Below are 12,436 nucleotides of genomic sequence, written 5' to 3' on the forward strand. Positions count from 1 at the left end.
TTCCGATGAGTGAGACGCCGCCCTCTGCCGCTGCCCGTCCGCCGCCAGCGCCAGCACCCGCGCCCGCTGCCGACCCGTCGAAAAAAGGAATCAGGTGGGTTGTCGGGTTGATCGTCCTGAGCCTGGTCTGGTACCTGTTGGCCGACCGGCTCACGCCGTACACCCAGCAGGCGCGGGTACAAGCCTTCGTTGTGCCGATAGCGTCGGAAGTAGCGGGGCGGGTAACCCGGGTGTACGTAAAAAACAATCAGGACGTCAAAGCGGGTGCCGTCCTCTTCGAGGTCGATCCGGAGCACTACAGGATCGCCGTGGATCGTGCCCGCGCCGACCTCGAGTCGGTGCGTCGACAGATCGGCGCCAGCACAGCCGGCATCGATTCCGCCCAGGCCTCTTTGCGTGCGGCGCAAGCCGGCGAACTCAGGGCACGCCAGGATAGCGAACGCCTCGAACGCCTGTACCGTGAAGATCAGGGCACTATTTCGCAGCGGCGCCTGGAGCTGGCGCGCGCCAGTCTCGAACAGGCTGTCAGTCAGGTCGCCGCAGCCCGAGCCGAGGTGCAACGCGCGCGCGAACAGGAAGGCGGCAGCGAGGACGACAACGCCAGGTTCCGTAGCGCCGCTACCGGCCTGGAGAAGGCCGAACTCGATCTGGCCAGCACCCAGGTGCGAGCGCGCTCGTCAGGCCTGGTCACCGATCTGCGCACCGATGCGGGCCAGTTTGCCGCTGCCGGTAGCCCGGTCATGACGCTCATCGCTATCCACGATATGTGGATTAGTGCGGAAATGACGGAGAACAACCTGGGCCATGTGGAGCCAGGCACACCGGTTGCCATTGCCCTGGACGCCTTGCCGGGCGAGATATTCGAAGGGCGTGTGCGCAGCGTGGGCTACGGCGTCAATGTCGGCCCGAGCACACCGCCCGGTAGCCTGCCGACGGTACAGAACAGTCGCGACTGGCTGCGCCCGACCCAGCGCTTCCCGGTGGTCGTCGAATTTTTGCCGGGCGAGTTGGCCGCCATGAGAGGCGTGCGGGTTGGCGGCCAGGCCGAAGTCATGGCGTTTCCCATTCAAGGCAGTCTGCTCAATCTGCCCGGCCGCCTGTTCCTTCGCCTGATGAGCTGGCTCTCCTATGTCTACTGACACCGCTACGCGCAATAGGCGCGAGCCCCGCACCCAGCGTTCGATGCGACTGGCGAGCGGCATCGCGCTGTGCCTCGCTATCAGTTATGGTCTGAATCTGCCGATTCCGTTTATCGCGCCGGTGCTCGCGGTGTTTCTTGGTGCCACGCTCAATCGGCCCCTGTCGATCAAGGCCACGCTGGGCCTGACGCTGATGGTGACATTGACCACCGGCAGCGGTCTGCTGCTCGTCCCTTTGCTGCGCTACTTTCCATTCTGCGGCGTACTGCTGGTCGGCTTGTGTCTCTTCCTGGCCTTTCGCTTCGACCTGCGTGGTGGCAACAATCTGGTCACGACCTTCGCTGTCATTGGCCTCACCATGATTTCGTCGGCCGGCACCGCTGATTACGGGCTGGCCATGCTGGTCATCGGCGCCCTGGTCAAGGGACTCCTCGTTGCCGTGCTGGTGCATGCCTTAAGTCATTGGCTGTTTCCCGAATGCTCCCCTGCGCAAACGCCCGCTGTTGCCGCGCGCCTGGCGGACAACGAGACGAGCCGGCTGGCACTACGCGCTGCCCTGGTGGTACTGCCCACCTTCCTGTTGGCATTGACCAATCCCGCCGGCTATCTGCCGATCATCCTGGCGGCCGTCAGTCTCGCCCGACAGAGCTGCACGACTACGGCTCGCGGTGCTGCCCGCGAGCTGCTCGGCTCCACCCTGCTCGGCGGCGCACTGGCAATTCTGTTCTGGTGCGCGCTCAGTCTGTTTGTGCATCTGTGGATGTTCTTTCTATGGATGCTGCTATTCGGCTTACTGCTCGCGCGCAAGCTCTACACCCTCAGCCCAACGCGATTCCCACCAGGCTTCTGGCTGAACACCCTCGTCACCCTGAACATTCTGCTTGGCCAGTCGGTGCAGGACAGCGCCCTCGGCAAGGACGTCTATACCGCGTTCGCGGTGCGCATGGGGCTTTTTATCGCCGTCTCTCTTTATGCCTGCCTGGTGCTGCAACTTCTCGATCGACCACACCGCATACCGCGGCAATCTGGGGCTTTCAAGTCGCCGTAAAGGAGAAAGGATCATGACTTCGTTAGACATCAAAGCCGACGTACCGCCCGCGAGCGGATGGCGTTTCAAACTTGGGATAGGCATCTTCGTGTCCGCTTTCGCGTTGTGGCTGATCGTGCCGATCGCCGCTTCTCTGGGCGCGCCCGGAACAACCATTGCCGCACTGACGGGCACCATTTTCGTCGCGAACAAGGTTCTGCTTGTGACCTGTATCGCGGTGATGGGTAAGCCCGGTTTTCAACGGCTCAAGGCGACCGTGATGGGCCAGGCAAAACGTCTGGCGCCTACCAGGACTGTCGGGCCTGTCCGCCACGTGATCGGGCTGGTGATGTTCTGCCTGCCACTCGTTTCGGCAATGCTTGAAACCTATATCGACACGATCTGGCCAGGTCTAAGACCGAACATCTGGCAGGTTCAGGCGCTCGGCGATCTTATGCTGGTAGCCAGCTTCTTCGTGCTCGGCGGTGACTTCTGGAACAAGATTCACGCACTTTTCGTTCGCACGGTTTAAGTGGGCAGGAGAGGAAGATAGCTTGTCACGCCAGGCCGACCGCTGCGTGACGTCGATCGGCCGCACGCAACGTAAGATGCAAGTCAATCGCCTACCGCGTAAGCATGGGACACGATCAGAATGCGACGCTTTTGGATTGTCAACGGTCCTGGCGCCACGGCCAAATGGCCGATTGCCGACGGCTGGATGGTGGCTCCAGGTCTAAACAGCGGTGCCACCTGGGTGCCCCGCAGGTGGATTTTGCGGCGACTCATTTGATCTTAAAGGAGTTTCTGACGGGCTCGATCTGATCAAGTATTCGACGGCGTTGCCGGTGAGGTGTACGGCGTGAGCGCCGCGTGGCGGGGAATGCTTGGCCGGCGGTGCGCCGGCTGAACCCTCGACCTCAACAGCCGATTCAGCCGAGCACCCCCGTACCCGCCGTCGACGCCTTACTCCGCAGTCACCGCATCCGCCGTCTCGGCCTGCACCATGGCTCGCACGATCAGATAAACCGTGGGCAGGTCGTCATCATCAAGCCGCCAGTCGACGGGCTCGTCCAGATCCGCGCCCGACAGGCGACTGTCGCCGAATCGTAGAAACATCGAACGGACTGTCTCATTGTGCCTGGCCACGAAGCCGCGATTTTCGAAGACCAGTTCATCGATCGTCTGCAGCGTGCGCCAGGTCGGCGATTGCGCGCTACTTGAGTAACGGCGCCGGCCGCTGTCGATATGACGACCGGCGGTCGTTGCCATGATCTGCTGGAGGTCTAGCGAGGCGCTTCGAAGCGCACGTTCGAGGGCGACAGAGTTGATTTGACCGGCATCCGAATCGAGGTCAGTGGCGTTGATCATGCAGGTATCTTCCTTGGGGCTCGGGTCAACGGGCAGCTTCAAAGGCGCTGCTTCAAAGGCGCCTGAGTTCGCTGCGCCAGCAACAGGCGGATCTGGGCGAGATGACTGTCCCCGACCGTGCAATCTCCAACGGGTTGGCTGTGCTGCCGCGGCGCCGGTGGACGCACGCCGAGATAGCGGCACACCGCGGACAGATACGGCTTGCCGCTGCCGCCTAGATCTCGCGCAGCAGCCGCTACGCGGACGTCCCCGACATGCTTGCACAACCAGGCAAGCGTTTCGCGATCACCGTCGTTCAAGATGCGTATAAGGTAGGTCATGGCCTGATCCTGTATGGGCATACACCTGTAAATTTATACAGTATTTGACCGGGATGCAAGTCGAAAGTTGGACCTATCAGAGAGAGGGGGAAACTGTTCCTGCCTCGGGGTAGCGATTCTCCGGATGCCGACCCCCGGCATCGGCCGCTTTTTCCCATGGTGTCGGGCACGCCGCGCTGACAGCACACTTTCCCGTCAGGAACTATTTGTGAGGAATGACCGATGGAGGAAATGCCGGAGAGCCCGTCCGCGATGTGCAAGCGCTGCCTCGAGCAGGGCCGATGAGTCGTTTCCAATGTCGGCGAAGTCTGGGCGGACTCGCCGGAAGCAACTGCTCCTGGCATAGAGACGTATGTAGCGTGCCGGTTTGCGTAGCCACAAAAAAACCGACTAAGATAGCGCTTCTACGTGACTGGCGAGCAATAGATGGATCACCATCGGGAAGCGTAGACGGTAGAACGCCGTTCGCCTGGGCATCTTGATTAATCTCTTTGAGACTGCCCATGATGATTGCCCAAATCCATTCTCTGCCCACGCGGCTTGCGCTTAATCAATCGCGCTCCCAATTACACGCGCTTTGCCCTGTTCAGTATTTGAGCCTTGCCGGTTCCAGATTGGCCACGCAAGGGGAAAGCGCATGAGCATACTTCTCGATGGTAAAGCAGTAGCGGCGTTGCACGAGCGGGAATTGTCCGAACACGTTGCGGCCCTCAAGGCAAGAAATGGCGGGCAGACACCCATACTGGCCACGATCCTTGTAGGAGACGATCCTTCGTCCGCGACCTACGTCAGCATGAAGGGCAGTGCATGCCGGAGAGTCGGTATGGACTCGATCGTGATTAAGTTGCCTGCGAGCGCAACGACGGATGACGTGCTTTCCGCGATAAACAGGCTCAATGCCAACCCGGCGGTGCATGGCATTCTGCTTCAGCACCCGGTGCCTGCACATGTGGACGAACGCCTCTGCTTCGACAGAATATCCCTCTCCAAGGATGTTGATGGCGTCACCAGCCACGGCTTTGGCTTGATGGCGTTAGGCGAACCCGCATTCGGGTCCGCAACGCCCGCCGGAATCATGCGCTTGCTGGCTCATTACAAGATCGATGTATCTGGCAAGCGGGCCGTGGTCGTAGGGCGCAGTCCCATTCTCGGGAAACCGATGGCGCTTATGCTATCGAATGCGAACGCGACGGTCACGCTATGCCATTCGAAGACGTCAAATCTTGAAGCGGAAATTCGACGTGCCCAACTCATCGTCGGCGCGGTAGGAAAGCCGAACTTCATTCGTAGCGACTGGATTAGCGACGGAGCAATTGTTATCGATGCTGGTTACCATACCGGAGGCATAGGTGACATCCATCCCGATGGTCTGATGGGTCGATGCGCGGCGGTGACGCCGGTTCCGGGAGGGGTGGGGCCGATGACGATTTCAACGCTTATCGCCCAAACCCTCGGTGCCGCCGAACGTGTGTGGTCAACCATCCAATGAATGTCCGCTGCCGACAACGTTGACGGGCCGCTGCGGGTCGACAAGGGAAGTTCGTCGCAAGCTCTGGCAACTACCTGACGAGCGCTGGCCGAACTTCTCCTATGGCTTTGACGCTGTGATCAACGCCTCTTCACGTTAGCAGCGCGGTACAAGTACACTACCGGCCTAAGCAAATCCGGATTATCCAGTTCGCGCGCATGCACCGAATTTTCGCGGGCAGCGCGTTGCGCGGGTTCCGGTCCTCACTTCGTGAAGTCCCGTGCGGAACGCTCGATTCGCGTCAGAAATGCCATGGATTATTTTGCCGCAGTACGGGCCTTCGTTTGCGCAGCGGAACTGCAGAGCTTCAGCAAGACGGCCGTTGAAATGGCAGTCAAGACGTCGACCATTTCACGCTACGTGAGTGCGCTAGAAAACGATCTGGGCATTGCCCTGTTTAACCGGTCGACGCGCGGGCTCGTCCTGACGGAGGGCGGTAGGCTGTTTCGTGAGCACGCCATGGTTGCCCTACAGGCGCTCGATGACGCGCGGCAGGTCACGTCGTCACTGAATCTCACACCGCAAGGCGTGCTGCGCGTCACGATGCCCCCGGCATTCGGGCGCCGGCATATCGTGCCGCACCTGCCGGCGTTCATGACGCGCTATCCCGACATCGACCTCGATATCGTATCGACCGACGAAACGCTCAATATGATCGAAGTCGGCATTGATCTGGCGATCCGTATCGGTGCGCTGTCCGATTCGTCGTTGATGGCGAAACGCATTGCTCCGCATCGTCGTATCGTGTGCGGCAGCCCGGCGTATTTGCAGCGTAGCGGCACGCCGAATGTCCCTGAAGATCTGTCCGCGCACGATACGCTTCGTCTGTCGCTGTTACCGGACGACACCTGGTCGTTCACGCGCAGAGCCAATGCAAAGAGGTCGTCAGAGCAGACGCAAGTGCCGGTGCAATTGCAGGGGCGCTTGCGCGCAGACGACTCCGAAGCTGTGCTGGAACTCGCCGTGGCCGGCTGCGGCCTTGCGCTTCTACCGACGTGGCTCGCGTCCACGGCTCTGCGCGAAGGGCGTCTGCTGCACGTGCTGCCTGAATGGGAAGCGCGCACGGGACGCGCCGAACCCGCGATCTGGGCAGTCTATCCACCGAAGAAAATCGTCTCGTCGAAGGTGCGTGCGTTCGTGGCTTATTACGCCGGGGTGATTGGCGAGCCGCCGTACTGGGACGACGGACTCGCACTGGAGCTTCAGACTTAACGCGCGAAGCGGATGTCGAGCGTGCGCAGCCATGTCTGCAAGCCGGCATCCTGGATCGGAATCACATAGGCGCTTTCATCTGTTTCATTGAAGTGCGCGTGCCAGTAGCCCGGCGGCGTAACGAATGCCATCCCGGCTTCCCAATCGACGCGTGTCGGATTGGCAATGTTGCCGTTCTCATCCAGTTCCGTGCCGACCAGCGTGTAGACGCCTGGATTGCCACCGGCGATGAAGTCGAGCGCGATGGACTGGTGGCGGTGCGGCTTCTGCACGGAGTGGGGCGGCACGATACCGAACATCGCCCACAATACATGCGTGACCGTACGCGTCTGCGGGAAATTGACGTTGCCCATCAGCACGCTGATGCGGTTGCGGAGCCCCGCGTTGGCTTCTTCCGAGACCTTGCGCAATTCCGCCTGGGTCTGGGCGGCGGGGTAGAGCGTTGGGGCAAAGCGCGGCTGGACGCCCGTTGTACCGAGATAGGTGAGCAGCGGAGCGTCGTTCACGTAATAGAGCGTGGCGGTCGCGTCGGCGGTGAACACTGCAGTGTCGCCGCCAGGCAGCGTGAAGAAATCGCCCCGCGCGAACGGAAAGCGGCTCTCGCCCTGGGCCACGCTGCCGCTTCCGCTGATGACGTAGCAGACCTGGGAGGTCGCATTCGGCGCGAGCGTCAATGCCTCTGCCGCGTTGATGCGCAGGAAACTGGCGCTCAACCCGGGACCCGTCGCGGGACCGGGGCAGCCCAAATCAGCGGAAAGATCGAGTGGGACGATGCGGGTCGCGCCGTCCGCGTAGAGCGAAGGCTGGAAGCTGCGGAAAGGCACGCGCGAAATGAGCTTCGCGCCGATCGGATTGGCGGACGACGTGTATTCGAAGTATTGCGCGTCCGCAGTGGCGGCAGCGAGTTCGGCGGGAGGCGTCGGGGACGTTCTTGTCAACATAGTCAGCTCCTGTTGAATGGGGATGCTTCGTGCGGGCCTCTGAAGTTGGGGCTGGCGTCCGAAAGCTGAGCTGACTATAGGTGTGGAGCGCCGGCCTCAGAAGTGCCGGATATCGAAATCACCTTTGCACAAAAGGGCACGCTGTGGGTCCGCTTCGGGAGAGCCGCTGGCTGTTCGTGGTCGGCCACGGTTTGCTCGGGCACATTCGGCGGACGGAGTCCGGCTCGCCATTTGTGGCCGTTGGACTGTTGCCGGAAGTTTTTTGCGACCATCGGCGTATTCTCGCCGCTACACACCAATCCGGACATTGGAGAAACAACGCGTGCCAACACCATCGAAACTGCTCTTCCTGCCAGGCGCTTCGGGCAATACCGAGTTCTGGCGGCCGTTGGCGAATCAGCTAACTATTAGCGGCTCCAAGGTCATCCTGGGCTATCCGGGATTTGGCCAGGAGCCTTCCGTTCCAGACGTCAATAATTTTGACGACCTCGTCCGAACGGTGGTGTCCCACATTGACCAGCCGACCGCTTTAATCGCTCAATCGATGGGCGGGGTCATCGCTGTTCTGGCAGCATTGGAAAAGCCGGAGAGGGTCACTCATCTGGTTCTGACAGTCACGTCCGGCGGGATCGACATGAATGGATTAGGTGCACGGGATTGGCGCCACGGATTCGTTGGGGCCAACTCATCGCTGCCGGATTGGTTTGTGTCTTTCAAGTCGGATTTAACGCCTGAACTGCGAGGCATTTCTCAACCGGTTCTTTTACTCTGGGGAGATGCGGATCCGTTCAGTCCGGTCGCAGTCGGCCAGCGACTTTTTGAATTGTTGCCGGATGCGCGGTTGCATGTGGTCTCTGGTGGCAATCATGATCTGGCGAATGTTCATGCACAACAACTTGCGCCGATGGTTGACGCGCACTTGTTGCGGACATGAGGCGGGAGTTGCCGGGCGTCCGCTTTGCAAATAGGCCAATGGCAGAGATGGGCCGGCTACGGAAATCAATGCGGCGACCGTCCCCGGAACGTATGGTCTAACCGATCACCGGCAATCAGTGTTAGTGGTTGTGCCGTATTGGGTCGACGTGCAGTGGACCTGCTTCATCTGTCGAGCCTGCATTGATGCGCCGAAAGCCGCGTAGGCGGAATTGCGAGAATCATGCGCCGAAGTTCCACCCGCAATCAGTGTCGATACCCGATCAGTCTGAATTGAGGCGGCGTTATCGGGTTGGCGCTGCATAGCCTGACAATAGTGGCCAACACGCTCATGCACGTCGCTCATTCGCGCAAAGTGTGGTTCGATCGCTGCACACCATCCCGAGTACCACACTGAATCACGGTTTCCACGATTCAGCGCGGCGTATTCGCTGCCAGCCGCGGCCGCGTTGTCATTGTTTCTCCCTCAGTTTCGGGGAAGCATAGCAGGCCAGTGTGCTTCCCAAACGTGGGTTCCGTTGACCTGAATTTACAGGTGGCATGGGTTCTCCGGGATAGCGTTTTGCCAGGCCAGTAGTCGCGCGTAAAAAACGTCAACAGCTTATCGATCGGAAAAACAAAATGCCCGCCGTTTGCTTCTTCACGCTTAACTCGCAGCACATGTCGAGTTTGTTTTGCCCGGGTTTTGGCGGAGTGCCAGCCTTCTCCGGTACTGATAGGTATGTTAACGATCCCAATGCGACTGCTGTGGCTGAAAAAGGTCCGCTTCCTATGGGAACTTACTATATCGTTGATCGCCCAAGCGGTGGACGTCCTGGCAGTCTGGAGGAAGAGCGATGGTTGTATAACGCTGCCGAATCCCGAAATTTTTAATCGGCTTCGCGTATGGCTCAAACAGCAAAAGACCGGCAAGATTCCCGGCACGCAAACGAACTACTACGGCAAGGTCATCGTTAGATGAAAAGAACATTCGTTTCCGTCGCGCTGGCTTTGATATTGACGCTGCCGATATCCATCGCCATTGGTCGAAGCCCCTGGTTCAGCCAGTGGCTTGCGAGCGGCGCGGGGTGGGACGCGTTTGCCCCGTTACTGCGCCTGTGTGGAGCGGTCGGCATTGAGGATGACGAGAACATCGTCATTGACGTCATTCTGCTTGTCAGCTTCGCGCTGTCGCTGATTCTGGTGTGGTTTGCACGTCGCCTGATTGGACGATACAAAGACATGCGGGCGAACACGTGAGGCAGCCGTCGTCCAATCGCTCGGCTCACGCCCCTCCAAGCCCACCCACTGCAAGCCTCACGCAAGCTCACTCAGCGTAGAATGCCGCCTTCCCCGACACTAACCGCGACTGTTTCGCGAACCGAGTCCGCCTCATGAACAAACCCCCGCGCAAGAAGAACCCGACCATCGGCATTGCGATCTTCATCGTGGTCGCGGTGTTGCTGGTGATCGCCACGCTGTTCTACAACGCCATCACGGAGAAGCGCGAGTTCGACAGCGAGAGTGCACCCGCGCCGACGATTTCATCGGACGCGGCAGCCGCAGCGACCGTCGCGAAGCCAGCCAGCGGCGCCGCGCAGTAAGCCTGCGCTCACCGCGGCAATCCGTCGCTCAGCGCGGCAACCCCGCGCTCACTCTTCCGGCAGCCGGATCACGCTCGCATCCTTGCGAATCAGCGCTGCTGCCGCCAGCATCTGCTTGCACTGATGCGCAAGCAGCTTCATGTCGTGTACCGCGTCGGCCGACACATCCGCCGACTTCTCGGTATCGACCACCATCGCATCCAGTTCGCGGTTCAGTAGTTTGATCTGCTCGCTCTGATCGGCGGGCGGCGCCGTTCCGGCTTCAGCCTCGGTCAAATTGTCGCGGACCACGCTTAGCGCGCGCTGCAACGGTTGGAGCGAGACGCCTTCCACATGTTGCTGCGCGGACGTGCGAAGCAACGGCGCGGCCGCCGTGATCTGCGACGCCAGCACATGGCTGCGCACCAGCAGGCCATTCAGTTCCGGCACGAACTTCTGCGCGGACTTCGGCTCGAGCATCATGCGCTGGAACGCCTGCCCGAGATTGGCAAACGCCACGTGGACGTTCTTGCGCGCCAGCCGATAGCGATAGTCGCGGTCGAGCGCGGTTGCCGCCGCTTTGGCCGCCACCACCGGCTGACCCGACTCGATCGCCGGATCTGCCATCGCCGCCGCCGGCGCACGCGCGCCAGCCTCGGTCACGGTCGCCACCACGGCCGCCGCCGGCTTGCCGCTCCACCACCAGCTCGCTTCCAGATATTGTCGCGTCGCGCCGATCATCGTATTGACGAGCTTGCCCATCAATCGATATTCCCAGTACGGGAACAGATGGCTCGCCGCAATCGCGATCGCGCAGCCAACCACCGTGTCGATCGCGCGTTCGCCGATAATGCGCATGCTGCCCGGCGCAAGCAGATGGAACATCAGCAGCACATACGAGGAAGTGAACACCACGCTAGCCGTGTAATTGAACAGCAGCAGGCTGTAGCTCATCACCATCGACGCGAACATCACCACCAGCAGAATGTGCGGATCCTTCACGAAGATCATCAGCGCGATACTCACCGCGCAGCCGATCAGCGTGCCGACGATCCGCTGTCCATTGCGCTGCTTGGTCAGCGAATAACCGGGCTTCAGAATGATGACGGTGGTCATCACGATCCAGTACGCGTTAGTGAGCGGCAGCAAACGGCCCAGCCAGAACCCGACGGCGACGGCGATCGTTACGCGCAATGCGTGCCGGAAACTCGGCGAGGCCATGGTCAGGTTCGAGAAGATCTGCCCGAACGGCACACGCCGGCTCGATACGAAGCGGTTGAGCGCCTGGTCGAGGCGCAATTCGGTTTCGCCGGTGCTGGGATCGCTCGACAGGCTCTTGCGCATCTTGTCGATCAGCCGCGTAGCGCTCCAGATGCGCCGGAAATTTGCCGACACCGCGGAATACGCCTCGGGATTCTTGCGCGGCAAGTCATGCTTGCGCATCAACTCGATCTCGAACTCGATCGCGCGCAATTCCGCCTTGACGTTCGAGCGCTGGCGCGGCGGATGGTTTTGCAGCACCGCAAGCCCGATCTCCTCGAGATCGGCGGCCGCTTTGCGAATCAGGTCGCGGTAGAACACCAGCAGATCGGAACCGCCGAACGTATTGCGCACCAGCGGGTAATCGGTGTGTGCGCCGACAAACAGTTCGTGCAGGTCGACGGTATTGATGAACAGATTGAACAGCATCGCGCGACGCGGTTCGAGCTTGCCGCTCTTCAACTTGGGCAGGTTGCGCAGCACGATGTCGCGCGCGGCCTCCTGACGGTCCACCGCGGCGATCTGCTTGTCGACCAGATTGCGATAACACTCGTCGAGATCGTTGTCGAGGTCGTAGAACGCGGCGCGCGCGAGCAGATAGTCGGCGCACGCAAACACGCTCTCGGCCAGCGCCTGCTGTTCGATGCGGTGCATCATCCAGCGGCTCACGAAGGTCGACCAGTAGGTGTACCAGAGGCCGCCCACCAGAATCCACGACGCGTTGACGAGCGCCTGCATCGGCGTGAAATGCTCCTCCAGCGTCATGATCATCATGAACAGCGTGGCGAAGCTGATCTGCGGCCAGCGGTTGCCGTACACCACGATCAGCGACAGCACGAACGTGAGCGGCACGACCGTACACCACAGCGCCACCGGATTCACCGTGGCCAGCCCGGTGGCGAGCGCCGACAGGAAGCCGATCACCGTGCAGGCCAGCATTTCGTTGTGCTTGTACTTCAGCGGACCCGGCATGTCGACCACGCACGCGCCGAGCGCACCGGTCGCGATCGTGAAGCCGAGGTCGCGATCGTGGAACACGATCAGACACAGTACCGCCGGTAACGACACGCCGACCGCGATGCGCAAGCCGCCATAAAAGTACTGGCTGTAGAGGAATTTTTTTATTTCAACCGAATAGCGCATCGA

The 12,436-nt window shown here is 60.7% G+C and carries 12 protein-coding genes, 1 pseudogene and 1 riboswitch; of the genes and pseudogenes, 9 read left to right on the forward strand and 4 right to left on the reverse strand.

Going from position 1 to position 12,436, the window contains the following annotated elements; genetic code table 11:
- Positions 1–5 precede the first annotated feature (5 nt).
- Genes HWY05_RS07955 through HWY05_RS07965 form a run of 3 tightly spaced genes read left to right on the forward strand, consistent with a single transcriptional unit; the run spans position 6 to position 2,698 of the window.
- Complete coding sequence (locus HWY05_RS07955) at positions 6–1,139, forward strand: HlyD family secretion protein (RefSeq protein ID WP_176057985.1); 1,134 nt, start codon at positions 6–8, stop codon at positions 1,137–1,139.
- On the forward strand, positions 1,129–2,187 hold the full coding sequence (locus HWY05_RS07960; RefSeq protein WP_176057986.1) for a DUF2955 domain-containing protein: 1,059 nt from the start codon (positions 1,129–1,131) through the stop codon (positions 2,185–2,187). Before HWY05_RS07955 ends, HWY05_RS07960 begins: the two co-directional genes overlap by 11 nt.
- 13 nt (positions 2,188–2,200) lie before the next feature.
- Positions 2,201–2,698 (forward strand): transporter suffix domain-containing protein, encoded by a 498-nt coding sequence (locus HWY05_RS07965; RefSeq protein ID WP_035550997.1) that lies wholly within the window; start codon positions 2,201–2,203, stop codon positions 2,696–2,698.
- Positions 2,699–3,129: 431 nt separating this feature from the next.
- Here the strand turns inward: HWY05_RS07965 and HWY05_RS07970 are convergent, their stop codons facing one another.
- Both HWY05_RS07970 and HWY05_RS07975 read right to left on the reverse strand, forming a co-directional pair.
- Positions 3,130–3,576, reverse strand: coding sequence for a DUF2471 domain-containing protein (locus HWY05_RS07970; protein WP_244146550.1), 447 nt, complete (start codon positions 3,574–3,576; stop codon positions 3,130–3,132).
- Positions 3,573–3,854 carry a hypothetical protein gene (locus HWY05_RS07975; protein ID WP_035550990.1) on the reverse strand — a complete coding sequence of 94 codons (282 nt, stop codon included), beginning with the start codon at positions 3,852–3,854 and terminating at the stop codon, positions 3,573–3,575. Before HWY05_RS07975 ends, HWY05_RS07970 begins: the two co-directional genes overlap by 4 nt.
- A gap of 398 nt (positions 3,855–4,252) precedes the next feature.
- A riboswitch (ZMP/ZTP riboswitch) is annotated at positions 4,253–4,336 on the forward strand.
- Between the two features lie 155 nt (positions 4,337–4,491).
- Between HWY05_RS07975 and HWY05_RS07980 the strand changes: the two genes are divergently transcribed.
- Positions 4,492–5,343 (forward strand): tetrahydrofolate dehydrogenase/cyclohydrolase catalytic domain-containing protein, encoded by an 852-nt coding sequence (locus HWY05_RS07980; protein ID WP_176057987.1) that lies wholly within the window; start codon positions 4,492–4,494, stop codon positions 5,341–5,343.
- 291 nt (positions 5,344–5,634) lie between these two features.
- Positions 5,635–6,594 (forward strand): LysR family transcriptional regulator, encoded by a 960-nt coding sequence (locus tag HWY05_RS07985; RefSeq protein ID WP_035550985.1) that lies wholly within the window; start codon positions 5,635–5,637, stop codon positions 6,592–6,594.
- Here the strand turns inward: HWY05_RS07985 and HWY05_RS07990 are convergent.
- Complete coding sequence (locus HWY05_RS07990) at positions 6,591–7,535, reverse strand: cupin domain-containing protein (RefSeq protein ID WP_176057988.1); 945 nt, start codon at positions 7,533–7,535, stop codon at positions 6,591–6,593. The two genes, HWY05_RS07985 and HWY05_RS07990, sit on opposite strands and share 4 nt — an antisense overlap.
- Before the next feature lie 322 nt (positions 7,536–7,857).
- Between HWY05_RS07990 and HWY05_RS07995 the strand changes: the two genes are divergently transcribed.
- The 4 genes and pseudogenes from HWY05_RS07995 to HWY05_RS08010 all read left to right on the forward strand — a co-directional run bounded on the left by HWY05_RS07995 (position 7,858) and on the right by HWY05_RS08010 (position 10,051).
- Complete coding sequence (locus HWY05_RS07995; protein WP_035550979.1) at positions 7,858–8,469, forward strand: alpha/beta fold hydrolase; 612 nt, start codon at positions 7,858–7,860, stop codon at positions 8,467–8,469.
- A 620-nt stretch (positions 8,470–9,089) separates the two neighbouring features.
- Positions 9,090–9,429 (forward strand): annotated as a pseudogene (locus tag HWY05_RS08000) (tlde1 domain-containing protein).
- On the forward strand, positions 9,426–9,707 hold the full coding sequence (locus HWY05_RS08005) for a hypothetical protein (protein WP_176057989.1): 282 nt from the start codon (positions 9,426–9,428) through the stop codon (positions 9,705–9,707). The pseudogene HWY05_RS08000 and the gene HWY05_RS08005 overlap by 4 nt, the downstream one beginning before the upstream one ends.
- A gap of 134 nt (positions 9,708–9,841) precedes the next feature.
- A complete protein-coding gene (locus tag HWY05_RS08010) occupies positions 9,842–10,051 on the forward strand; it encodes a hypothetical protein (protein WP_035550973.1) in 210 nt (69 codons plus the stop codon).
- 48 nt (positions 10,052–10,099) lie between these two features.
- Here HWY05_RS08010 and HWY05_RS08015 read toward each other — a convergent pair whose 3' ends face one another.
- Positions 10,100–12,433: an FUSC family membrane protein gene (locus tag HWY05_RS08015; protein WP_176057990.1), complete on the reverse strand. Its 2,334-nt coding sequence runs from the start codon at positions 12,431–12,433 to the stop codon at positions 10,100–10,102.
- Positions 12,434–12,436: the final 3 nt, after the last annotated feature.

Source organism: Paraburkholderia sp. BCC1876, assembly GCF_902833695.1.
Lineage (GTDB): Bacteria > Pseudomonadota > Gammaproteobacteria > Burkholderiales > Burkholderiaceae > Paraburkholderia.

Excerpts from the sequence above, each read along its gene's own strand:
- HWY05_RS07955 (WP_176057985.1), top strand. The coding sequence starts at position 6 with ATGAGTGAGACGCCGCCCTCTGCCGCTGCCCGTCCGCCGCCAGCGCCA.
- HWY05_RS07960 (WP_176057986.1), top strand. The coding sequence starts at position 1,129 with ATGTCTACTGACACCGCTACGCGCAATAGGCGCGAGCCCCGCACCCAG.
- HWY05_RS07965 (WP_035550997.1), top strand. The coding sequence starts at position 2,201 with ATGACTTCGTTAGACATCAAAGCCGACGTACCGCCCGCGAGCGGATGG.
- HWY05_RS07975 (WP_035550990.1), bottom strand. The coding sequence starts at position 3,854 with ATGACCTACCTTATACGCATCTTGAACGACGGTGATCGCGAAACGCTT.
- HWY05_RS07980 (WP_176057987.1), top strand. The coding sequence starts at position 4,492 with ATGAGCATACTTCTCGATGGTAAAGCAGTAGCGGCGTTGCACGAGCGG.
- HWY05_RS07985 (WP_035550985.1), top strand. The coding sequence starts at position 5,635 with ATGGATTATTTTGCCGCAGTACGGGCCTTCGTTTGCGCAGCGGAACTG.
- HWY05_RS07990 (WP_176057988.1), bottom strand. The coding sequence starts at position 7,535 with ATGTTGACAAGAACGTCCCCGACGCCTCCCGCCGAACTCGCTGCCGCC.
- HWY05_RS08005 (WP_176057989.1), top strand. The coding sequence starts at position 9,426 with ATGAAAAGAACATTCGTTTCCGTCGCGCTGGCTTTGATATTGACGCTG.
- HWY05_RS08010 (WP_035550973.1), top strand. The coding sequence starts at position 9,842 with ATGAACAAACCCCCGCGCAAGAAGAACCCGACCATCGGCATTGCGATC.
- HWY05_RS08015 (WP_176057990.1), bottom strand. The coding sequence starts at position 12,433 with ATGCGCTATTCGGTTGAAATAAAAAAATTCCTCTACAGCCAGTACTTT.